Annotated in this window: 20 protein-coding genes; 13 read left to right on the forward strand and 7 right to left on the reverse strand. The window is 43.3% G+C overall.

The annotated features are described in order from the left end of the window. Window positions 1-3 precede the first annotated feature (3 nt). The 8 genes from B3600_RS23780 (at window position 4) to B3600_RS23815 (ending at window position 8120) form a co-directional block, all read left to right on the forward strand. Window positions 4-1455 carry an MBL fold metallo-hydrolase gene (locus B3600_RS23780; protein WP_286754665.1) on the forward strand — a complete coding sequence of 484 codons (1452 nt, stop codon included), beginning with the start codon at window positions 4-6 and terminating at the stop codon, window positions 1453-1455. 32 nt (window positions 1456-1487) lie between these two features. Next, the gene (locus tag B3600_RS23785; protein ID WP_286754666.1) at window positions 1488-2159 is read left to right on the forward strand and encodes a hypothetical protein; all 672 of its coding nucleotides are present in this window, start codon (window positions 1488-1490) and stop codon (window positions 2157-2159) included. Window positions 2160-2202: 43 nt separating this feature from the next. Beyond that, complete coding sequence (locus tag B3600_RS23790) at window positions 2203-2364, forward strand: hypothetical protein (protein WP_172462378.1); 162 nt, start codon at window positions 2203-2205, stop codon at window positions 2362-2364. 21 nt (window positions 2365-2385) lie between these two features. Further along, window positions 2386-3813, forward strand: a complete 1428-nt coding sequence (locus B3600_RS23795; RefSeq protein ID WP_286754667.1) for a phytoene desaturase family protein — start codon at window positions 2386-2388, stop codon at window positions 3811-3813. 230 nt (window positions 3814-4043) lie between these two features. After that, window positions 4044-5207, forward strand: coding sequence for a TlpA family protein disulfide reductase (locus B3600_RS23800; protein WP_286754668.1), 1164 nt, complete (start codon window positions 4044-4046; stop codon window positions 5205-5207). Between the two features lie 776 nt (window positions 5208-5983). Further along, window positions 5984-6814: an AraC family transcriptional regulator gene (locus B3600_RS23805; protein WP_286754669.1), complete on the forward strand. Its 831-nt coding sequence runs from the start codon at window positions 5984-5986 to the stop codon at window positions 6812-6814. 174 nt (window positions 6815-6988) lie between these two features. Next, window positions 6989-7156, forward strand: a complete 168-nt coding sequence (locus B3600_RS23810; protein WP_286754670.1) for a hypothetical protein — start codon at window positions 6989-6991, stop codon at window positions 7154-7156. Window positions 7157-7526: 370 nt separating this feature from the next. After that, complete coding sequence (locus B3600_RS23815; RefSeq protein ID WP_239468879.1) at window positions 7527-8120, forward strand: TlpA family protein disulfide reductase; 594 nt, start codon at window positions 7527-7529, stop codon at window positions 8118-8120. A gap of 139 nt (window positions 8121-8259) precedes the next feature. Here the strand turns inward: B3600_RS23815 and B3600_RS23820 are convergent, their stop codons facing one another. The 3 genes from B3600_RS23820 to B3600_RS23830 all read right to left on the reverse strand — a co-directional run bounded on the left by B3600_RS23820 (window position 8260) and on the right by B3600_RS23830 (window position 11151). Beyond that, a complete protein-coding gene (locus tag B3600_RS23820) occupies window positions 8260-8451 on the reverse strand; it encodes a cold-shock protein (RefSeq protein WP_070566486.1) in 192 nt (63 codons plus the stop codon). Between the two features lie 354 nt (window positions 8452-8805). Continuing rightward, on the reverse strand, window positions 8806-9864 hold the full coding sequence (locus tag B3600_RS23825; RefSeq protein WP_286754671.1) for a 3-oxoacyl-ACP synthase III family protein: 1059 nt from the start codon (window positions 9862-9864) through the stop codon (window positions 8806-8808). 144 nt (window positions 9865-10008) lie between these two features. Continuing rightward, window positions 10009-11151, reverse strand: a complete 1143-nt coding sequence (locus tag B3600_RS23830) for a DUF4932 domain-containing protein (RefSeq protein ID WP_286754672.1) — start codon at window positions 11149-11151, stop codon at window positions 10009-10011. A gap of 272 nt (window positions 11152-11423) precedes the next feature. On the opposite strand from B3600_RS23830, the gene B3600_RS23835 reads away from it, so the two are divergent. The 5 genes from B3600_RS23835 to B3600_RS23855 all read left to right on the forward strand — a co-directional run bounded on the left by B3600_RS23835 (window position 11424) and on the right by B3600_RS23855 (window position 18892). After that, window positions 11424-11948: an RNA polymerase sigma factor gene (locus tag B3600_RS23835; protein ID WP_070566482.1), complete on the forward strand. Its 525-nt coding sequence runs from the start codon at window positions 11424-11426 to the stop codon at window positions 11946-11948. 83 nt (window positions 11949-12031) lie between these two features. Beyond that, window positions 12032-13090, forward strand: a complete 1059-nt coding sequence (locus B3600_RS23840; protein WP_286754673.1) for a FecR family protein — start codon at window positions 12032-12034, stop codon at window positions 13088-13090. Window positions 13091-13095: 5 nt separating this feature from the next. Continuing rightward, the gene (locus tag B3600_RS23845; RefSeq protein WP_286754674.1) at window positions 13096-16134 is read left to right on the forward strand and encodes a SusC/RagA family TonB-linked outer membrane protein; all 3039 of its coding nucleotides are present in this window, start codon (window positions 13096-13098) and stop codon (window positions 16132-16134) included. 94 nt (window positions 16135-16228) lie between these two features. Continuing rightward, window positions 16229-17878 (forward strand): RagB/SusD family nutrient uptake outer membrane protein, encoded by a 1650-nt coding sequence (locus B3600_RS23850; RefSeq protein WP_286754675.1) that lies wholly within the window; start codon window positions 16229-16231, stop codon window positions 17876-17878. Between the two features lie 9 nt (window positions 17879-17887). Further along, window positions 17888-18892, forward strand: coding sequence for a metallophosphoesterase (locus tag B3600_RS23855; protein WP_286754676.1), 1005 nt, complete (start codon window positions 17888-17890; stop codon window positions 18890-18892). A gap of 280 nt (window positions 18893-19172) precedes the next feature. Here the strand turns inward: B3600_RS23855 and B3600_RS23860 are convergent, their stop codons facing one another. The 4 genes from B3600_RS23860 to B3600_RS23875 form a co-directional block, all read right to left on the reverse strand. Beyond that, the gene (locus tag B3600_RS23860; RefSeq protein WP_257786987.1) at window positions 19173-19307 is read right to left on the reverse strand and encodes a hypothetical protein; all 135 of its coding nucleotides are present in this window, start codon (window positions 19305-19307) and stop codon (window positions 19173-19175) included. Between the two features lie 29 nt (window positions 19308-19336). After that, window positions 19337-19900: a biliverdin-producing heme oxygenase gene (locus B3600_RS23865; RefSeq protein WP_286754677.1), complete on the reverse strand. Its 564-nt coding sequence runs from the start codon at window positions 19898-19900 to the stop codon at window positions 19337-19339. Between the two features lie 141 nt (window positions 19901-20041). Continuing rightward, window positions 20042-21289, reverse strand: a complete 1248-nt coding sequence (locus tag B3600_RS23870) for a S41 family peptidase (protein WP_286754678.1) — start codon at window positions 21287-21289, stop codon at window positions 20042-20044. 198 nt (window positions 21290-21487) lie between these two features. Continuing rightward, complete coding sequence (locus B3600_RS23875) at window positions 21488-22609, reverse strand: cytochrome-c peroxidase (protein ID WP_286754679.1); 1122 nt, start codon at window positions 22607-22609, stop codon at window positions 21488-21490. Window positions 22610-22626: the final 17 nt, after the last annotated feature.

The following is a 22626-nucleotide window of genomic DNA, read 5'->3' on the forward strand; positions in this document are numbered from 1 at the left end:
GTTATGAATAGAAGATCATTTATCCACCGTTCAGCTGTCTTTTTCACGCTTGCTTCGGCAGGCCAGGGCATATCCTGTTTTGGAAATACCGATCACACCGGGGCGGGCTACAGTATCAAACAGTTCGAAGATGAGGGCCTCGTACAGTTTTCCTATGCGATTTTGGCCGATAAGAAAATTGTACTTGTGGACCCTGCCCGTGATCCGCGGCCTTATTACGCTTATGCAAAGCAACAGGGGGCCAAAATTATCGCCGTTGTGGAGACACATCCGCATGCTGATTTTGTGAGTTCACATCTGGAGATCCATCAAGAGCAGAAAATTCCGATTTATGTGAGCAAGCTTGTCCGTGCAACGTATCCGCATCATACGTTTGACAATGGCGATAGGTTGAAGATTTCGGACCATATCGTGTTGCATGCCATCAATACAGCGGGGCATTCACCCGACAGCATCTCCGTCTTACTAAAAGAAAACGGTCGTGATGTGGCCATCTTTTCGGGGGATGCGGTGCTGATTGGCGGGGTGGGAAGGCCTGATCTGCGTGAGTATTCGGGTGAGCAGGCGACACTACGCGAAAAATTGGCGCGGCAGCTCTATCATACCGTGCATGATGTCTATGCCAACTTAGGCGATCAGGTGCTTCTGTATCCGGCCCATGGTGCCGGATCGCTCTGTGGCAATGCCATAAAAGGCGCGAAGCAAAGTACCATTGGCGCAGAAAGAACGCATAATTTTGCCTTTCAGCAACAATCCGAAGAAGCGTTTGTCAAGCAGATCTTAGCAGACCGTTCTCCGATACCGATCTATTTTCCTTATAATGTGGAGTTGAACCGTCGGGGCGCAAAGCCATTATTGGCTTCTTTGTCGGATATTTCATCGGTTTCAGCAGCTGCGGTGCCTTATGAATCGAGCACTGTCCTTGACACACGCGCTGCTTCAAAATTTAGAGCGTCGCATTTTCCAGACGCCATCAATATCCCCGAACGGAGCAAGTCGGAATCTTGGGTCGGGACTTTTATTGAACCGAAAGACGGCTTTTATCTCGTTGTGGATACCAAAGAGCAGGGGCAGGTGCAGCTTGAAAAACTGGCCAAAATTGGCTATGAGCAGTTTGTAAAAGGGATTGTGCTGTATGGGGATTTCGCAGGGCAGCCTTCGACAGCTTTTGACCAGACAGCTTTCGACCGGGCGCAAGATCACTATTTTATAGTCGACGTACGCACGGCCGAGGAGGCTAAGGCCGGGCCAGTATTCAAGGGGGCGCATAACATTCCGCTGGCGGAACTGAAGCAGCATATTGCTGAACTACCGGTCGATAAACCTATTGTCGTGCACTGCGCTTCGGGTTATCGTTCGGCCATTGCAAGTAGCCTGATCAATGAATCGGTACCAAAAGCGCAGGTATGGGATATCGGAGAACATATTAAAACCTACAAGCAATCGGTGAATTAACACGAGGGATTACACTTAAATGCATACATGATATGAAAGATTTAAAACTATTGGTTAGTATGTTGTTAGCGGTAGCGGTATTGCTCAATATGACGAACTGCCAATCCAGACAGGACACCCAGGAAGCCGTAAAAAATAGTCAGGTTTCGTTTAAAAAGGAAGAAGGAGTGCGCTTTAAGCAGGAGCTCGAAAGCCTGAATAAAACGAATAAAGTGCCGGTACAGATTCCCGACAATCCGCGGATCGTTTATGCGACCGAACAGGATGTGCTGGAGCTGGAAAACGGCATTGTGCTGTTTGGATGGCCCAGTTGTCCATGGTTTCGCAATGCCATAACGCCATTGCTGGAATTTGCCCAGGAGGAAAAGGCGGCCATCTATTACCTCAATATCCACGATATCCGGGATCTCAAAGAGAAGGATAAAGAAGGTAAGGTGATCACAACCAAGGCTGGTAGCCCGGGTTATGAAGCTATCTTGGCCAAATTTCATGATATCCTCAATCCTTATACAGCTGTGGGCGTTGATTCCATCAAACGGATTTCTTCACCAACGGTATTATTTATTGAAAAAGGCAAAGGTGTGCATAAGGTTGTTTCCACGGTCGTATCGCAGACCGATCCGAAGATCAAGCTCGATAGCACACAGCGACAGGAGTTAAAGCAACGGTATCGGGAATATTTTTTGGATGAACATACGATTTAAGACCAGCGTATTTCAACAGCATCGTAAATTAAATGGATAACATATGAAAAAAATAATCAATCTTGGACTTTTAGCATTTGTTTTAACGACATTTACAGTCTCCTGCGGATCTGCGGGCAAGAAAAAGGAAAACGGCAAATCACAGTCGGATTCCACATCATCAAAAGGTTCAAAAAAGGATCAACCCAATACGGGCTGCGACTAATAGACTGTAACACGATAACACATGCGAAGATTTGACGCAATTATTATTGGCTCGGGACCGAACGGACTGGCGGCAGCCATTACCTTTCAGCAGCAGGGGCTCAGCACCCTGCTGATTGAAGGTGCCGATACGGTCGGTGGGGGAATGCGGACCAAGGAACTTACACTTCCGGGCTTCAAACATGATGTTTGTTCGGCAATCCATCCCATGGCCATGGCTTCGCCATTTTTCAGGGCTTTGCCTTTGGAAGCATATGGGCTATCGTTTGTGAAGCCGACGTATGCGGCGGCACACCCACTGGAAAATGGGGAAACGGGAATTCTTTACCATAGTCTTGCCGAAACCATAAAAGGCTTGGGGCCAGATGGCGAAAGCTATCGCAAGCTGGTGGAAAAGGTCGCGACACATTGGGAAGACCTTGCTGCCGATATTATGGGGCCACTATCCTTGCCGAAGCATCCGTTACGGTTGGCTTCCTTTGGTCTGGATGCGCTTCAGCCGGCAAGTTGGACGGCAAAGCGTTTTGCCAGTGCACAGGCTAAGGCATTATGGGCGGGAATGGCGGCCCATGGAATTCAGCCGCTAAGCAACTGGACAACTTCCGCTATTGCTATTGTGCTCGCGGCAGTAGGTAACACATATGGCTGGCAGATCCCAATAGGAGGCTCGCAATCCATTGCCGATGCTTTATTAAGCTATTATAAATCCTTGGGCGGGGAGATCCAAACGGGCTTTTGGGTAGAGGACGTTCGCGATCTGCCCTCCCATAAAGTCCTGCTCTGCGATATCACGCCGCGGCAGTTGCTAGCCTTTAAAGGAATAGAACTGGGTAGCGCTTACCGCAGGCGCCTTGAAGGCTTTCGGCAGGGAATGGGGGTATTTAAAGTTGACTGGGCATTGTCAGAAAAGACGCCCTTTAAAGACCGGCGTTGTCAGCAGGTTGCTACCGTGCACTTGGGCAATACCTATGCAGAAATTGCCGAAAACGAGCGGCTAAGCCATCTTGGAAAGCAAGTGGACAAGCCTTTTGTATTGTTTACACAGCAGAGTGCATTTGATTCCAGTCGTGCTCCCGATGGAAAACATACAGGCTGGGCGTACTGTCATGTCCCCAATGGAAGTAGGGTCGATTATACCGAAGCGATCGAAAATCAGATCGAGCGCTTTGCACCGGGCTTTAAAGATACTATTCTGGCTAAGCATACCTTTTCTCCTGCAGCACTCGAGTCGTACAATCCCAATTACATCGGTGGTGATATCAATGGTGGGATTATGGATATTTCACAGCTGTACAGTAGACCTATATTGGCCCTAAACCCGTACCGTACCTCGGTCGACTCGATTTATCTCTGTTCATCGTCGACCCCTCCTGGAGGTGGGGTGCATGGCATGTGTGGTTATCATGCCGCACGTACGGCGCTCAAAGAACATTTTGGCTTATTGTTGTAAACGGCAAAAATTGGCTTATTGCTGTACATGGCAAAGGTTGGCTCGTTGCCATGAATGGCGCCGACTTACTTGTTGCTGTAGATAGCTCCGATTATGTATGTCCTGATCCGCCTCTATGGAAGGCCCTTATGGTTATCCGCATAACATGTTATCTATATTTAGAGAAAATTAACAGAATTTGTTACGAATTGTTCGTAGCTTTAGTAAGTAAATTAAAGCTATAGCATTCCATGAAAGCGATATATTCCTTACCTACATTCATCTGTCTACTCTTTGCGTGGGCCCTGCCGCTTCATGCACAGAACGTGATCGACATTTTAGAAAAATCGAAATGGGCGCTTGACCAAAAAGAAGCAATAAACTACAATTACAGGCTGGAAATAAATTATACCTCGGAAAATTACAACTACACGCTGGAAGGGAATACCTATTTGGATTTTAGGACAAAGGACAATCCGCTGGGGCTGGCTTTCCAATTTTCCAATGCAAAGAGCAAGATTGTGTATAATGGATCCGAGTCTTTTGAGCTTAATCTACTTGACAAGACAAGTGTGTTAAAACGTCATCCCCAAAAGAGTGAGCTGGGGCATTTTACCTTTCTGAACTTGAGTCTGTTGACCTGGAAAAATGTGCTTCCCCTCATTATTGCTTCGGCCGATATCCAAAAGACTTTTGTGGACAGTCCGAATCCGATATGCTATGCGATACGAATCGGGGTGGGGCAGCGGGATATCGATAAATTAGGAAATGTGAATGCCCTAACCGCAAAAAGGAATATAAGCTATACCGTGCTGCTGGACAAAAAAAGCTACTTTCCCGTCGAAATTATTCAGGAAAATGATGTGTCCAAAGGCGATTATCTCAGAACACAGTTTAGTTATAAGGATTTAGCTGAAGTTCCGGTCGAACGCTCCTGGTATTTTTCCAGTTATTCCGGATATAAGATTAAAGATCCGAAAGTGCAGATATCGTTGATTAGGGGTGAAATTGCTCCAAAATGGCAATTACCGTTGGTTTTAGACTCCGGATCAATCAAGCTGGATTTTCTTCAGGGCAACTATGTACTACTTGAATTCTGGATAAAGAACTGCGGCTACTGTATTGAAGCGGTTCCGCTCTTGAATGAATTACAGCTGGGTTATGCGGACAAGGGGGTAAAGGTGATTGCTATAAATGCTGGCGATCGTGAAGCAGATATCCAAAGCTTCCTTCGTCGAAATAAACCTGTATACCCCAGTGTATGGGACCGTGATGGTAAAATAGGCGCACTTTATGGCGTCGGTGGATACCCACAAGCTTTTCTTTTGGATAAAGGAGGTCGACTGTTATTCCAGGGAGCTGTAAATTCTCCTGAAATGAAAACTATACTTGAGCAGTTGCCGCGGAACAGGTGATTTTGCTGTTTTATATTTTTCTGAAGCACAGCGCAATTAGAAAAGATAAGTTAATGGATGTGTTTTTTAATTTCGGCAGTATTTTTGCTGTATTGGGCTAGAAAACACCCCAAATAATATGTTGCATCAGGCCAAGATAATTTCTTGGCCTTTTGTATGTACTTGAATGTTTTTAGTTTACAAAGGCGATAACGGCTTCGATGTTGTCATTCCTTTTTGCTGAATACAAAATAGTAGGAATATGCACTTTAATAGCATGGCGATTAGGTCCCGATACGACTTTGATGTAAAAAACGCTTTATGTAATTATTGAATCACTTTATAAAATTATAACTGAATAAAACCTAAATTTGGACATTTTACCTTTCATCCTGGTTCAGTATTTGTCTTCATAGCGCTAATATATTGTCATCCTATCTTTTTAAAATTGGATGAGGATTCTTTGATTGTTGCAGTAAATGAGTCGGTTACAGTCTTTATTTGAAAAGGTCGTTTTTATACTGCAGGTCGAAACTTTCATCTTTAACCAACCACCAATTCAGTATTGAGCCGTGCTGTTACTATTTTGTTTCTAATATCGCAGCTGTTGAAAAATTGGAATTTACTCCTATTTTTATACCTTCAAATTTACAATCTATGTGAAACATTGATTCAGTTAGTTACCATCGGTTTATTGAGATGACTGGCTTTGGTTATGTGGAATGAGAAAAATAAGTGATGTAATAGCGAGTTTTTTCAGCCGATTGTACACATAGACTTACATTAATTTTACCTTAATGAAAACAGAGCATTTGCCAATTACACTCACGGAAGAGGGGGTATTTTACAAAGAAATAAGTGTGACCGAAGATTATAATAAGACAACAAAATGTACGTATTTTTTGATGGTGCTATTTTCTGAAGGAAGTGGTACGCATTATATTGATACAGCGGAATATCCGATCAGAGGGAGGCAGCTTCATTTTTTATTTCCAGGGCAGCATCACCACTGGACTACCGGCCCGGAGACGAGTGCGCAGAAAATTGTCGTGGGAAAGAAAGTATTTGAAACTTTCTCCAGTCTTAGTGAGATTTATTTCATTCGTCACAATTTGCATCCCGTCTTTAAACTCAGCACATCTTTATTTGAGGTGATATTTAATGAAATGAAAAGTATCCAACGTGATCTCTTGGCGTTGGAATCGGATGGAAAGTGGAACGAAATTGTCCGCTTGAGAATCGATATACTCGTTTCTTTGATAAAAAAGGAAGCTGGAGATTATTTAAAGGAAAATCTTCTTGGAAATTCAAATGTAATTATTGACTCTTTTTGGGATCTTGTGAATGTAAATTTCCTTACCCAAAAAAAAGTAAGTTGGTATGCTAAGCGATTACATGTAACGGGTAATTATCTGAATATCCTTTGCCGAAGATATCTCCATATGACAGCTTCAAGCGTGGTTCAACTGCGAATAACACAAGAGGCTAAACAACTCTTAAAATTCTCAGGTAAAAGGATAAAGGAGATTGCATTTTATTTAGGGTTTGAATCGTTATCGGCATTTTCTACATTCTTTAAGAACAACAGTGGTTACTCGCCATCCGTTTATAAAGGGCAGTCATCTTAAAAGACCAAAAGTAGAAATCAAAAATAGGATATGCCAGGGAAGAGTTCATCGTGCATCGCAGGGCGAACCGCTGACGGATGGTACTCAATGGGCGAAGTTGATGTGCTATAAAGAGATTAATTTGTAACTATCTGTTTATATTGAGCTATTTAAGTAGCTTATTTATATAGGGTTATGTTAAGATTATTTTGGCGTTATGTCAGTTTGGCAGATGCCTATTTCAACTCGCTGTTGGCTTTACAGGACTGCTTCGATTTCAGAAAGATGTGTTTCTTTAATAGGGTTGCCCTACATTTTCCAACGAAAGAATGCAGTGAACTCGTACTTTATCTTGGCAGATAGGCAAAAGGACGGGGCCTGTTGGTTTTTTGTATACTGAACACCTTAATTTAGCTTTTGATAAAGTGGATTATGGTATTGTTTTCGTGGTTGGATGTCCAGGTCACGTTATTATTTGATAGGGATATACATATAGTTCCATTACAAAAAATATGAGCCGTACAGCAAATAATTTGCAGTGGTGTTATTTTATGTGTATATTTTAATTGCTTATATACAGTTTATTGTGGTCTTTATATTGATTAAAAGTATAGGTGGTGTTTTGGCTAATAAGGACGACTAATGTATCTTTTGGAAATTGTTGCGTAGGATGAAACGATCAAATGATTGTGGAAAAAAATGCATAAATTAGGAGAACTAAACAAGCTGTTTTATGAACATGAACTTTATTCCAAAAGCTTTCTTCCTATTTACGCTCTGTCTGATCCATGTAATCGGTCATGCGCAAGAAAGCAACAACAATAAGAAATTGTGGGCAAAATCAATTTTGAATCAACAAGCGCCAAAACTGGAGGTGGAACAATGGCTGACTGATGTGCCGGATACAAAGGGTAAATTTATCCTCATTGATTTTTGGGCCACCTGGTGTGGACCCTGCAGGAAAGTTATTCCCGAACTCAACGAGTGGCATAAGAAGTATGGTGATAAACTTGTGATCATTGGCCTTTCGGATGAAAAAGCAGCGGTCATTAAAAAGGCGAAGGAGATTAAAATTGATTATTTTTCAGCGATTGATACGAAAGCGAAGTTGAAGAAACAGCTCGAAGTTCAGGGAATACCACATTGCATTCTAGTGGATCCTGAGGGCATTGTGCGTTGGGAGGGTTTTCCTACGTTGGAGGGGCATGAGCTAACCGATGACGTCGTTTCTGGTCTCATCAGAAAGTATTCGCGGAAGCGTGGGAGATTCAAAGATAGCAGTCCCTATTTTCTGCGGCAGGAAGAAGTGATGTTGGCTGGATTGTAAAAGTCTTCAGCAACCCAGATCGATAAATTCTCCGATTTTTAGTCGGTACTTGGGTAAAAAATGAATAAAAAAAGTGTAACGGTTGCCCGTTACACTTCGCAAGAAGATAAATAGATTATCTACTTGTGTGTTTACTTAATTATGCGATACGTACGTTAACTGCATTAACGCCTTTTTTACCATTTTCTACATCAAATGTTACGCTGTCATTTTCGCGTACTTCGTTGATTAAACCAGATACGTGTACGAAAATGTCGTCTCCACCACCCGCAGGCGTGATAAAACCAAAACCTTTTGTTTGGTTGAAGAATTTAATAGTTCCTTCTTGCATTGTTTTATAAATTATATTAAAGTAATCTGTACTACACTATTGTGATAAATGAATATGAACAATAGTTAATCGATTTTTTGCAAGAAATGGGATCTGATTTTAATGATCTTGGATTGACTCAAGTCCAAAAAGGTCTTTACCTCCGTTTTGCTAACAAAAAAGCTTCTGAAAATGCGAAAACTGAGCGGTAAGTAAAACTTGACGATTTCAGATAAGCAAAGGCGGAGCCGATTATAATCCAAATTTAAGTATAAATTATTGATATATACAGTGTTTTAATTTTTTTATATAAAATAAATTCTTATCACGCTTAAAACTTGCGATATACGAGCGGGGTCTATCGCCCCGGCAAAGCTATACGCGATAGACAAAAGCATTGATATTCATGCCCGCACCAACAGATGCAAATAGAATAATATCGCCTTCGTGCAAGGATTGGTTGTCTATCTGACCGCGCGAAATAAGATCATAGAGCGTAGGAATGGTAGCCACACTACTATTTCCTAAGGTATGGATGGTCATCGGCATAATGTCGGGGGGCGGAACTGTATCGTATAGGGCATAGAATCTCATGAGAATGGCTTCGTCCATCTTCTCGTTGGCTTGGTGGATCAGTATTTTTTTGATTGCTGTGATATCGAGATCTGCTTTTTGGAGGCAGGCTTGCATGGCTAAGGGAACTTTGCTGAGGGCAAATTCATAGATTTTACGCCCTTTCATTTTGATATAGCGGATATCAGGATCCTGCTCTTGTTGATACGAGCTTCCGAAGTTGAGATATTCAGCTTCTTCAAGCGCATAAGTTGCGCTTTCATACGATAGGAGCCCTTGTTCTGTGGTGCTGCCTTCAACGACGACAGCACCGGCGCCATCCGCATAAATCATCGAATCCCTGTCAAAAGGATCTATAACACGGGAAAGCGTTTCTGCGCCAATGACCATACAGCGCTTTGCCATACCCGATTTAATGAAAGCGTTGGCCTGCAATACGCCTTCGTTCCAGCCGGGACAGCCAAACAGTAAATCATAAGCCACACATTTGGGATTACTGATCCCTAACTTTTTTTTCACTCTGCTCGCTAAACTTGGTACAGTATCCGATTGGATTTTGCCGGATGGCACATCGCCATAATTATGCGCAACAATAATATAATCCAAGGTTTCGGCATCAATGTCTGCGTTTTCAATGGCAAGTTGACCAGCTCGGAAAGCAAGATCTGAAGCCACCTGGTCAGCGTCGGCGTAGCGACGTTCCTCAATGCCGGTGATTGCTTTAAATTTTTCTATGACAGAAGCCGGTTGCTTAAATGGCTGGCCATTTTCATCCAAAAAAAGATGATCGGCAAAATCTGCATTGGTTATTTTATGGGGTGGAATATAACTGCCAGAACCGATAATTCTAATATTCATCATTGTTTCTCCGTACGTATTGTGTTTAAATATATTTCGACGATCATCCCCTTATGCTATGCTGAATCCTTATGGTCGTATACATTCACATTTTTGGCGGCCTATTTCCTTCTCAGCTTTAATTTACTAAATATTATCGGGATAGCGTTAATTTTCTTTCTCACACCAGTCCAGCAGTGGTTTGTATAAGCCCTGAATATCTTTCGGGTTGTTGTCCTTATAAAGGCGAAACAATTCGGCGTTAAATTCATCTGCTTTGGGAAAACCTTTCTTATTGACCATCATATCATTGACGTTTTCAACTATCTGTCCAAAAAGATCGTGATCTTCTCCAAACTTGTCGTAACAATATAAAATGAAAAGTCCCCAGGTCAAATATTCATCGAATACTTTTACCGGAGTCGGATAATGAACCGTACTTTTGTTCGCTGAATCTACCCATACTTCCCTGTTATTGAAAATTGCATCAATCTGTTTTTTGTTTTTTTCGCTCAATGGACCTACGTAGTTGTGGTCTATCTCTGTGAAAATGATGCGTGTATTGAAGGCTTTTTTGAATTTGGGGCTCCAGGATTCATCTTCGCGAAGGGTTGGTAAAAAAAGCAGAATTTCTTTGAAACCTTTGTACTTGAAGGTGTGGGTCGCATTCATTCCGGCAATCAGGGGGGAGGTCAATACACGGTAGCTATTGATTGTATAATCGAATTTATGTTCTAACCATTCTTTCTGCTCGGCAATGGAAGCATACTCCTGATATGCTGTACGAAGACTGTCGTAATAGGCTTGATGCGCCTTGTAGAATGCCCGGTATCCACTCTGTCTGGCAAATTCTTCCAGATCGTTTTTGTAGCCGGGGATGGGATTTGATTTGACCTGATAATTTCCCACTCCTCTCGCTGGAAAAATATAGATGTTTGTAGGTACTAATTGATCGTTTTTAAATTTAAAGCCATATACATTGGCCGCTAAGAGGAAATAGTTGGTTAGATTCTCTCGCAGCTTCTGATCAAATTTCTTTACGATAGGCAAATTGGAAAATGGGGTAAAATGCGTTTTGACCTCCTCAAAATACGCTGTATTCTGCTTGGTCATGTTTGGGTTTTCCTTACCAAAGTCAGTTATTGCAAAGATAATATAAATGAGTTCCTGCGCCTCATTGATTTCAACAGTTGTCTTGCCATCGTTTTGGGCAATATAGGCTTTGCTAAAATCGACGTCTTTTTCCTGACACATGGCTCGGCTGGCCATTAAGGCAAAGCTTATTAAAATAAAAAAGATAGTTCTTTTCATCGTATCGTTAGTTCATATAATTATTGATAGGACATGTTGGTGATAACGTAACGTTTTTACTGTTAATTGTCATGTCTGAATGGGGATTTCACTATGAAATGAAATATTCCCGACTGCAATTATAGGGAGATTTCTGCTTGTTTTATAATAAAATTTGTACAATCAGGAATAAATGCTGCTCATGGAAGAGGCGCTTTATTTGATTTGTTTAATTTAATATTGATCTTAACTTAATACTGAGGAAACCTTGTGCTTTTAATTTTGACAGCGCAATGGAACACATTCAGCCTATCAAATCTTCCAATCAGAAAAGTTTCAATCTCGTATACGAAAAGTACCATCGACAGATTTATGGTTTCGTACTCAAGCGTACGCAATCGGACTATATTGCCCAAGAGGTAACACAGCTGACCTTTATCAAACTCTGGAACCAAAGAGAGAAGCTCGACGAGCAGCTTAGTATTTTGCTACAGCTTTTTGGTATGGCGCGGCAAGTCATGATCGATCTGCTGCGCAAGGAGGCGACACGTTTCAAATATGAGGGGCAGACAGCGGCGACACCTTTTACCGATAGTCTGATCAAGGCAATTGAAAATAAAGACCTCTTGCGTATGATGGAAAAAGATATCCAAAATATGCCGACGATGCGTCGGAAGGTCTTTGAACTGAGCCGTAAAGAAGGTCTTTCCCATAAAGAGATTGCTGCTCATTTTTCCATTTCGACAAAAACCGTAGAACAGCATATCAGTAAAGCACTTCTACAGCTCAAACAACATCTTTATTCAATCATGCTATAAGTCCTTTATGTTAAGGATTGACGCCCCTTATTAAATAATTGTTAAGAACTAAGGGATGTCGTGCTGGCCTGCGTAATAGGAGTATGAAGCATGATAAAAAGCAGCATCAGATCAAAAAGAAGATCTGGAAAATGCCCTTCCTCGTGGACGAACTTTTCAAGGACGAAGACTGGGGAAAATTTGATGGTACGGCAATGGAGGAGCCTGTGCCTACGGAAACGATGAAAACGCTTATCCAGACTGCCATTCAAAATCAGGAAAAAGCGCAGGATCGCAAGGAATTACGTCGGTATCGGTTGGTAAAATTATTGCGTTACAGTGCCGCAGCTGCAGTTCTCCTTTTCTTTTCCTTTCATTTTATTACCTGGTGGACGAAAGATTCGGTTGTACAGCCGAATGCTCTGCGGTCCGCAGCTAAGCCTGTTATCGAACATAAAGATACCGTCTGGATCTCAATAGAAAATAAAAATCCCCGCAGTATAATCCTGGATCTACCCGATGGATCACATGTACGCTTGTTCGCTCAAAGTCATATTCGCTATGTGAAAAATTTTGTTGACAATGCCCGTGATATAGAACTTACGGGGAAAGCTTACTTTGATGTCGCTTCGGACCCGAAGCGTCCATTTTCAGTGCTTGCCAGCGGAACCAAAACAACAGCGCTTGGTACATCCTTTACGATTAATACCAAATTGAAGCATAAAGCCGTGTCTGTGGCATTACATACCGGTAAGGTGCTTGTATCCTCGCTAACAAACGGTTTCAAACAGGTCTTTTTAGCTGACCCAGGTCAAAAACTGACAGTTGATGCACGAGGGGCAACAACAATTGATGTTGTCAATAAAGAAAAGACCTTGAGCATGCCAGGTCTATCGGCCCCAGCACTGTTAAAGCTGAAAAATACACCAATGCCAGCTGTGCTACAGGCGTTGGAAACAGCATTTAAAAAACAGATCCATTTGGGTGACAAGGGAATTGCTGCTATTCATTATACAGGTGAGATCGATGTGCATCACGATTCATTGAAAGATATCTTGACTACAATCTGCCTGATCAATGAATTGCGCTTTGTCGCCAATGCCGATGGCAGCTATACGCTTTACAAACAGGAAAATACAATTACCGAACATCTAAACAACTAACAGATATGCTCAACAAGAAAAATCCACAAAAAAAGAACCTGCTTATTTTTGCGTTGCTTTCCGCTGGACTTACCAACGTACATGCGCAGCAGCAACAAGTGAAGGGAGCTGTACAAAATGAAAAGGGCGAGTTTCTCCCTGGTGTCAGCGTTAAGGCAATTCAGGTCAATGGAGGTCCAACTGTGACGACCAGTACGAATAGCCAGGGACTATTCCATTTTCAGAATTTAGTAGAACATGCAGGCTATCAATTTGTGTTTTCGGCTGTAGGATTTCAGTCCGATACCTTATCGGGTTATGTCGTCGAAGCAAGAAAGCCTTTGTCGTTGAGTGTGAAGCTTCAGCAGAGTGCAGTTAAACTGGATGAGGTCGTTATTGGTTATGGCCGTGTATCCAGAAAGGATCTGACGAGTTCCATCAGCACTATTAAAGCCGAAGATGCTAACGTTGGCGTATTTACTTCGCCAGCACAGATGCTCCAGGGGAAAGTTGCCGGCCTGACAATTTCGAGCAATAACAGCAATCCCAATGCTACACCTTCCGTTAGTCTTCGGGGAGCTTCAACTTTGCGTAGTGGTGAAGCGATGGAGCCCTACTATGTGATCGACGGCGTCCCGGGCGCATCCCTGGCCTTGGTGGCGCCAGATGATATTGCCTCGATTGACGTGCTTCGCGATGCCTCAGCGACCGCAATTTATGGTTCAAAAGCGGCCAATGGCGTTATTATCGTTACAACGAAGCGTGGAAAATCAGGGCAGACCAATATCAATTACAACGGCTATCTGGCGATCGATAAAGTGGCTAAGCATTATGAGATGATGAATGCGGCGCAATACCGTTCTTATGTCAATGATAATGGATTTTCGATGGAACCAACGGACGACTTGGGGGCAGATACCGATTGGCAAAGAGCTGTGGAGCGGACAGGGATATCGAACAACCATAATATATCCATTCTTGGAGGAGCAGAAAAAACAGAGTATAGCATCAGTCTCAATACCATCAAAAACAATGGGGTTATCAAAGGGACTGATATGGGGCGGCAGATTGCTCGAGCGTTTTTGCAGACCAAGGCGCTGAATGACCGGCTGACGGCTTCTTTCAATGTCAACGCAAGTATCACCAAGCAGAATGATGTGCTCGCTTTGGATCAGGGACTCAGCGTTTATGATGCGATGTACTATTACCTGCCTGTATCGCCGGTCCGAAATACCGATGGTTCCTGGTTTGAAAAAGCCGACCGTTCGCAATATGCCAATCCACTTTCCTTAATTGAAGAGAATACAAATTTTTCTAAAACGAAGGTTCTTCAGGCACATGCCAAACTGGGCTATGAGATCTTGCCGGGGCTGACCTATAATATTGACCTTTCGTTGCAAAATAGGCAGTTCAATAACGCGCAATACTACGCGATGTCTTCGATGGCTGCACGTGGCCAAAATGGCAAATCTATCCGTGCCGCAGTAGAAGATGAACGCAAAGTGATGGAAATGAACCTGAGCTATGAAAAGACATTTGCCGGAAAGCACAAAGTAGCTGCACTGGCCGGTTATTCATGGGAGGAGAACAACAATAACGATGGCTTTCAATTGACGACTTCCGATTATTATAACGATGATTTAAGTTACTATAACCCTGGGATGGCGAATGTCGTTGATTTGTTGGGCTTTGGGAACTATTATCTTTCCACCTTGCGTATGATATCTGTTTATGGCCGTGTGAATTATGCCTATAATAGCAAGTATCTCCTACAGGCGACGGTAAGACGTGATGGATCTTCGGCTTTTGGGTCGAACAATCGTTGGGCGACCTTTCCATCGGTTTCTGCAGCTTGGCGCCTGTCGGAGGAATCGTTCATCCGTGAAAGCGGAATTTTTGATGATTTGAAGTTACGTGCAGGTTATGGTGTGAGCGGCAACTCGCTGGGTTTTGATGCTTTTACTGCGCAGTCTGTTCGCGGTGCCTCATCCAAGTTTTTCGATTATGTCAGTGCCGATGGTCAGGTAAGCCCATTGCGCACTTTGATGGTGCTTCGCAATAGTAACCCGAACCTCAAATGGGAAACCACCAGCATGATTAATCTAGGCTTGGATTTCGGATTTTTGAAAAATCGCCTGACAGGATCGTTGGAGGTCTATAAAAAGAAAACAAGCGACCTGATTTATGATTATCAGGTAAGCAAATCGAAATATATTTACCCAACGCTGACGGCCAATGTCGGTGAAATTGAGAACAAGGGGATCGAACTGAGTCTAAATGCAAAGGCCATTGATAAAGAAGATTTCAAATGGAATACCGGACTGGTGCTATCGCACAATACCAATAAGGTGGTGAGCATTGCTAACGAGCAGTTTACGCAGGATTATATCGAATTGTCGGATCTTGGGGGAGCTGGCCAGACCAATATTTTTCAACAACGACTAACACCTGGCGCGCCTATCGGTCAGTTCTATACCTGGGAATGGGCAGGCTACAACGATGAAGGTGTGTCGGTATTCTATACCCGAGATGAGAAAACGGGTGAGCGTACAGGCGAAACAACCACAACGCCACAGAAGAAAGATCAGGCTGTGACGGGAAGTCCACAGCCCAAGTTGACACTGGGTTGGAACAATAGTTTTTCGTATAAGAATTTTTCGTTAAACGGAATGTTTCAAGGTGCTTTTGGACAGAAAATTATGAACGCTACCCGGGCGCGTCATTCCAACGTTGTCGGTAATGCAGGGCAGAAAAACGTGCTTGCCAGCGTCGTGGAAACCGAACGCATGACGGATATCAATGCACATTACCTATCGAATCGTTACCTGGAAAATGGAAGCTACCTGCGCCTGGCTTATGTTACGTTGGCCTATACGATACCGATGAAAAATATACCGATTAAAAACCTAAGGGTATATGCAACGATGAATAACGTGTTTATGCTGACGAAGTATAAAGGCATTGATCCCGAGGTGGGCTTGGGAGGCTTGACACCGGGGATCGATAACCGCCAGACCTACCCACGTACACGTACGTTTATGTTTGGCCTTAATTTTAATTTATAAGACGGCGCTGTGGGATGGAAAACTTCTTATCGAAACAATCCTGTTGACATAAATGGAGTATGCCACATGGCCTATAGAACAAGAAATAATTTATATGAAACCAACACTATTTATTCGCTTATTTACTTTATCGGCATTGAGTTTTTCGCTGGGATCTTGTACCGATCTGGATGTTGATATAAAATCACAGCTGACGGAATTTCCAGATTCGGAACGTGCAGCGGAGGCAATTCTTGCTGATGTATATGCAGCTTACCGTGGCGCAATGGGGCGCGATCATTGGATGGCCCAAACACTCTCAGCAGATGAGGCCGTGAGTGTTTCCATGGGGACAGACTGGTTTGATGGCGGCCGATACCGTGAATTCCACGTGCACAATTGGAATGCAGACAACGGCCTCTTACCAAGTATCTGGAACGATGCTTCCACTGGAATCACCTTAGCCAATAATGCCATTATATTATTTGGGGAAGATAAAGAGAAGCTGACGGCACCTGCCCGTGCCATCCGTGCTTATTATTATTTTATACTGATGGATAATTTTGGTGCTGCACCGTTGATCACAGGGCCTGTTGATGCCGTTCCTGCACGTTCAAGCCGTGCTGAAATTTGCCGTTTTATTGAGACCGAATTGCTTGCAGTGAAGGATTTGCTACCGACCACAGTTTCTGTAGCAACCTATGGAAAAGCAACGAGATATATGGCCGAAGCATTATTGGCCAAGTTGTATCTCAACTGGGCTGTTTATACGGCTGCGGATGTAGCCAATTACAATCCAAGTGCACAAAATGAAAAATTAAATGATGTAGTTGCAATGTGCGATCAGATTATTTCCTCGGGACAGTTTAATCTGACAAGTCACAAGTTTATGGCCAAATTTCGCCCCGACAATGGTTATCAGGTAAAGGACTTTATTTTCGCCATACCCTACGATCGTGAAAAACAGCAGGGTATGACCTATTCACGCTTTTGGATACATCGCAGTGCCCAGAATCAGTTTGCCACACTACCTCAAAGCGTTGGGGGAACTTTTCGTGTATTACCGAGTTATTTGGAGAAATTTAATCTGGCAGGCGACGAAAGGAACGCCTCATACATCGGTGGTAAGCAATATTATTGGTCAAATTATACAGAAGATAAGACTCGGCCTTTTCTGATCAGAACTTCCAAACGCGGCATAGATCAGGATTATAATGCTGCGGATGCAGATGCGCAGTTTGATTGGCAGCTGGAGACCACGAAAGAAATTACGTTGCGTTCGGATGGCGCGGCCACGCTCAATGTGGGTAATGACCAGAAGGGGCGCTCGATGGGGTACAGATCCATTAAGTTTTATATGGACGTAGCCGTTACCTCAGCCAATCAGCGTAATCAGAGCAACGATGTACCGGTATTTCGCTATGCCGATATCCTGTTGATGAAAGCGGAGGCTATACTCCGTGGGGCTACCGCGACCAATGGTCAGACCGCACAATCTTTGGTTAATCAGATCCGAGCCTATGTCAATGCACCTGTGCTCACGGCTGCCCCAAGTCTGCAGGATGTGTTGGATGAGCGGGCACGTGAGTTTGCTGATGAGTCCTGGCGTAGAAATGACCTCATCCGTTACGGAAAATTTGAAGATAACTGGGGATTCCGATCGCTGTATCCTGCCGGCATGAGCGAGAAGTTCCGTCGTATTTTCCCTGTACCAACAACTGTATTAAACGTAAACACCCACTGGCAACAGAATCCTGGTTATTAAAATCTATTGATGAAACGCAGAACTTTTATGAAAAATTCCCTGGGCACGGCGATTACAGCCGGCCTGGGAGGAATTACGCTCAGCAGCTTGGGGCTGACAAAACCCACGCAACTTGAAAGCGAAGATATAGGACAGCTTTTAAAGCCCAAAGATGCTTATGATCTTCATTTTATGGCTGTAGGCGACTGGGGACGTAACGGTGCTGACCATCAGTTGGCCGTAGCAGAACAGATGGGCAAATGGGCCGATCAGCATCCCAATGATTTTATCATTTCTACCGGTGATAATTTTTATCCTTCCGGCGTGGTAAGCGAACATGATCCCTTGTGGCATTATTCGTTTGAAAATATCTATACCGCATTTTCGCTGCAATGGGACTGGTATCCCATTTTGGGAAACCACGATTATAAATCAGATCCCGATGCACAGGTACGTTATAGTACGATCAGCAGACGTTGGAAGATGCCTGCGCGTTATTACAGCAAGACATTTGCGCTTAAGGATGGAAAAAAAGTACTGATGGCCTTTATCGATACTAACCCGATGATTCCTGAATTTTACAGTAACAGCGAGTATGGACCGCATGTAGCGGGACAGCAACCGGAGAAACAGCTGGCCTGGCTGGATCAGCTACTGGAAAATTCGGATGCACATTGGAAAATTGTCATCGGCCACCATCCCTTGTATACGGCAGGACCGCGTACAACGAATTATGATACGCTGGCTGTACGAAAGGTCCTGGAATCTATTTTTGAAAAGCGGGGAGTCGATATTTACCTTTCTGGACATGAGCATTCCCTGCAGCATTTGAAAGTTGAAGGCAAGAAGTTTCATCAGTTTATCTCGGGAGCGGGATCCGAAGTAACCCCGGTGAAGACAGATCTACCGTATGGCCGTTTTGCGAAAGATCAATACGGGTTCTTCTCTTTCTCGATCAGTAGCGAAGAAATAGCTTGTCAGGTTATCAGCCATGAGGGGATGGAGCTTTATCGGACAGTGGTTACAAAAGTATAAACCCGATTCGTACCTGCTTCATACCTTATTCGGATGCGATACAGATATTGTACAGGTGCTGAACAGATATTGTCCAGACCCTGAACAGGAATTACCTGGTCGGAATTTGGTCAATAATGATCACCAGATTGTTGAGCTCCGAAGGTGGTCCGAACACAATACGAACACAACCCGAAGACATTAGCGCTCGAGGTAAAAAAACACAGGCTAGCCTAGGCTAAAAAAGAAGCACTCCTCTGATGCACTTTTTTGTGCGATAGAGGAATGCTTCTTTTTTGTGTTAAATAGATATGCTGCAGGACTTCGCTGCGAAAAAGAATACAGCGAGCCATACGAGTCCTTTGGCCAGAAAGAAGAGAAATGCTCCAATTCCGGCACGCTTAAGCCATTTAGATTTGTTGTCTTTTTGCTCCATTTATGGGATTAAACACGAACACTCCAGTTTTAGTTCGCACTGGCAATAGGAGTGAATACTTCACCAAAGTTATAAAAAGTTTGGTTAGCAATTTCTACTGCGCGATCATAAGTTGCCGGATCTTCGGAATATTTGTTCAATACTGTTGTAAAACCAGCCCACATGTCACGGCTATTTTCGCCATAACCTTCGAAGAAAGAAGTTCCTTTGGTAACGCCATATTTATTGAGCATTTGTACAATGTATGGGCCACCCATGATGGAACCTTCTAAGACATATAATGATGCAAGTGCTTCCTGTACATTATCTACTGCTGGTGCAGTTGCTTCCGGAAGGTTATCTACTGTGCCACCCAATGCTTCGATATCACTTTTTATATATGATGAATTACGGCGTTCGGCCAAATCTGGCAATACTTCTGCGGTTACAAAAGGAGCGATGCGATCTTCTACAGCACGGAAATAGGCGTAAAAGCCTTTCAATACTTCTGCGTAATCTGCTTCAGAACGAATATTTTTCAATTGGCGCACGATCGTTCCTTCTACGTTTTGGTGAGCTGCGTGCGTTTGCTCTTTGATATGTTGACTTAACATGTTCTTATTTTTATTTATAACGATTCTATACAAAGATTCGTATTTATTTCCACAAATTTATGCTGTTTTCTGCTTTATCATCTATGAAAAATGGTTTTAATTTAAACAGGAGTATGACAAAATCCAGCGTGAATTAGTTTCTTACTTTAATTTAAAATTTGTTTTAAGTAGCAAATTTTCTTCTGCTGGGACCGGAAGATAAGTCACGGATGAAATTGCTGTGAGATTTTCGTCTTTTGTAATGTCCTTTAGGGCTGCTGCAAGCCAGGCCTCCTTCGGATCCCCGGGATGGCGGGAGGTTTCCAGCGGAGCTAAAGGCAGGTCGACTGGGATCCCATCAAAATAATCCGACCAGCCATCAGCATTCCGGATGAGAAATGAGGCTAGGTAAATATCAAAGGCTCCTACACGTATGGAAAAAAAACCGACGGGTTTGCCAAAGGTCTGCTGGCCGATGAGTCGCAGTGGAAGATAGGGTTTGAAGCTGCTAATCAAAAGCTCACTAGCCGAAGCCGTACGTTCAGATACAATACAGGATAGTTGCTGTAGTGAATTGAAATGTCCCTTTTTGATAAAGTAATGCGTATTGGCTTTTTCACTATAATCTACATCAGCCATTGTCGCAGGGCGTCCTTTGTATTGGACCACTTTGCCATTGGCATCCAGATAAGGTTGTTTAAGGAGTAGTTTTGCCTTGCCTTGCTGTACATTCGGATGAAATTGCTCGCTGAACATAACTTTTTTATCCAGTTTGGCTGGGCTAATGAGGTTGGCCAAATATTCTGCCGTTTCCACGTAACCACCACCGTTATGCCGTAGATCGAGAATCAGATGAGTAACTTGCTGCTGTGCGAGTTCGGCCGCAAATTGATCCAGTTCGGCCTTCACTGTCTGGAGCTCTGGAAAAGAGGGGATGTATACATAAGCAATCCGTTTATTGCCTGCGGCCCAGTACGACAGGTGAGTCGCATACCGATAGGGGGTGGCGGTACTTGCCATATGACCGCTACTTTTCTTTTCAGTCCGACGGCGCTCCAAATATGAATATTTGGGTTTATTGGGGATAGTAGACCATTCATAAGGCTTTTCTTTGATACGTAAGGCATATTGGCTGAGCGCAAACAGTTCACGCTCATAGGCTGTTTGCTCGGGTTCTATTTGGGCATATTTTTCCCGCGGATCAAATGTGGTATATGAAGGGAGTGATTCCTGCCAGCGGTATAGCTGTTTGGCATACAGGTAGATTGAGTCGAGCGTCAATTCTTTTTTTGTTCCTGTTTTTGGACTAATAAATTCATCGGGCAGAGTTGTTGTTTTACTGCCGTTCTGACAAGCTGTTATAGCAGTTATTGTTACTAATAGACCAACTATTTGGCGGATTCGACTCATTATATAATGTGCATTTTGTTCCTTGTCCTTGTAGTTGATTCGCTACAAAATGGATAATTATCTGAAATTTAATTACTTTTTTACTTTTTTATTTCATATAAAAGCCTAATTTTGTGCCAATTTATTTAATTTTTGATGCCTCCGCTACTGTGGAGTACTCAAAATGTCCCAAAGGTATCCCCTTTGGGATTTTTTATTTTAGGGTAATACAGGTCGCTCTGTTTTGCTTGGCACACTGGATAAACTCTCCAAAAAAGCCAAGATATTTTCCTGTTCTTTACTGCTCAATCGTACATTTTGAATATGTGGCGATAAGGTCCCATTGATCTGTTGTCCTGTCTTTTGGGGCATGCCCTGACTCAGCAGATTGATCAGTTCACTTAAGCTCGAAATACTACCATTGTGCAGGTAGGGTGCAGTATGGATCACATTGCGCAGACCCGGCGTGCGAAATTTACCTTTGTCTGTTTCCAGTCCTGTTGCCTCAAAGCGACCATTGTCCAAGGCACCTTTGCTGGTAACAGCATAACCCAGGTTATGAAAATCGAGATCTGTAAAGAAGGCACCATTATGGCAGTTGATGCATTTCCCTTTTGTGCGAAACAGATGGAGACCTTCGAGCTGTGCATCGTTTAATGCCTGGTAATCTCCTTTGATAAAACGGTCAAAGACGGTTTCACCACTGCTAATTGATCTTGAATACGCTGCTATGGCATCTAGCAATCCTTCGACGCTCATCGTCTGGCTCGAGTAAGCCGCCTCATATAAACGAAGATAGCCTGGTATAGCTTGCAGCTTAGCGGGTAAAGCAGTCGTATTTCCGCCCATTTCGATGGGGGAGTTGATGGCTTCGGCGATCTGCTCTCGATAAGTCATTGCGCGGCCATCGTGGAAGAGTTTGCCTTCCAGGTACCAGACATTTTCTAGGGAAGGTGTATTGCGGTGATGCAGTGCGATCCCATCTGCCGTTGTTTTTTGGTCGATCCAGTAGGTGTCCGGATGATGACATGAAGCGCAAGTCTTCATGCCATTACCGGTGCGGGGGTCGAAAAATAAGGCTTTGCCAAGTGCTATTAGCTCGGCCTTATCTTTCGATGGGTTTTCGGATAAAGCGGCCAGTTCACGTACCTTGATATCGTTGTACCAAGCGGCAACTGGCCATTTTTCTGCCGATTTACTATATTGTTGGCGTAAGGTTTCTTCAGGTTGAGGGACAATCGTCGGCTCTTCTGGTATAGACTTACTTTTGCTGCAGCTGTATACAATGATAGCTGCTAATGCGATTATAATAAACTGCTTTGTTTGATTAGTGATAATCACGATTAAAATGAGTTGGT

Source organism: Sphingobacterium sp. UBA2480 (genome assembly GCF_002341965.1).
In the GTDB taxonomy this organism is placed as follows: domain Bacteria; phylum Bacteroidota; class Bacteroidia; order Sphingobacteriales; family Sphingobacteriaceae; genus Sphingobacterium; species Sphingobacterium multivorum.

Coding starts and splice junctions, on each gene's coding strand:
- B3600_RS23790 (WP_172462378.1), top strand. CDS start 2,203: ATGAAAAAAATAATCAATCTTGGACTTTTAGCATTTGTTTTAACGACA.
- B3600_RS23805 (WP_286754669.1), top strand. CDS start 5,984: ATGAAAACAGAGCATTTGCCAATTACACTCACGGAAGAGGGGGTATTT.
- B3600_RS23855 (WP_286754676.1), top strand. CDS start 17,888: ATGAAACGCAGAACTTTTATGAAAAATTCCCTGGGCACGGCGATTACA.
- B3600_RS23780 (WP_286754665.1), top strand. CDS start 4: ATGAATAGAAGATCATTTATCCACCGTTCAGCTGTCTTTTTCACGCTT.
- B3600_RS23820 (WP_070566486.1), bottom strand. CDS start 8,451: ATGCAAGAAGGAACTATTAAATTCTTCAACCAAACAAAAGGTTTTGGT.
- B3600_RS23825 (WP_286754671.1), bottom strand. CDS start 9,864: ATGATGAATATTAGAATTATCGGTTCTGGCAGTTATATTCCACCCCAT.
- B3600_RS23815 (WP_239468879.1), top strand. CDS start 7,527: ATGAACATGAACTTTATTCCAAAAGCTTTCTTCCTATTTACGCTCTGT.
- B3600_RS23800 (WP_286754668.1), top strand. CDS start 4,044: ATGAAAGCGATATATTCCTTACCTACATTCATCTGTCTACTCTTTGCG.
- B3600_RS23785 (WP_286754666.1), top strand. CDS start 1,488: ATGAAAGATTTAAAACTATTGGTTAGTATGTTGTTAGCGGTAGCGGTA.
- B3600_RS23850 (WP_286754675.1), top strand. CDS start 16,229: ATGAAACCAACACTATTTATTCGCTTATTTACTTTATCGGCATTGAGT.
- B3600_RS23840 (WP_286754673.1), top strand. CDS start 12,032: ATGAAGCATGATAAAAAGCAGCATCAGATCAAAAAGAAGATCTGGAAA.
- B3600_RS23870 (WP_286754678.1), bottom strand. CDS start 21,289: ATGAGTCGAATCCGCCAAATAGTTGGTCTATTAGTAACAATAACTGCT.
- B3600_RS23845 (WP_286754674.1), top strand. CDS start 13,096: ATGCTCAACAAGAAAAATCCACAAAAAAAGAACCTGCTTATTTTTGCG.
- B3600_RS23860 (WP_257786987.1), bottom strand. CDS start 19,307: ATGGAGCAAAAAGACAACAAATCTAAATGGCTTAAGCGTGCCGGAATT.
- B3600_RS23795 (WP_286754667.1), top strand. CDS start 2,386: ATGCGAAGATTTGACGCAATTATTATTGGCTCGGGACCGAACGGACTG.
- B3600_RS23835 (WP_070566482.1), top strand. CDS start 11,424: ATGGAACACATTCAGCCTATCAAATCTTCCAATCAGAAAAGTTTCAAT.
- B3600_RS23865 (WP_286754677.1), bottom strand. CDS start 19,900: ATGTTAAGTCAACATATCAAAGAGCAAACGCACGCAGCTCACCAAAAC.
- B3600_RS23810 (WP_286754670.1), top strand. CDS start 6,989: ATGTTAAGATTATTTTGGCGTTATGTCAGTTTGGCAGATGCCTATTTC.
- B3600_RS23830 (WP_286754672.1), bottom strand. CDS start 11,151: ATGAAAAGAACTATCTTTTTTATTTTAATAAGCTTTGCCTTAATGGCC.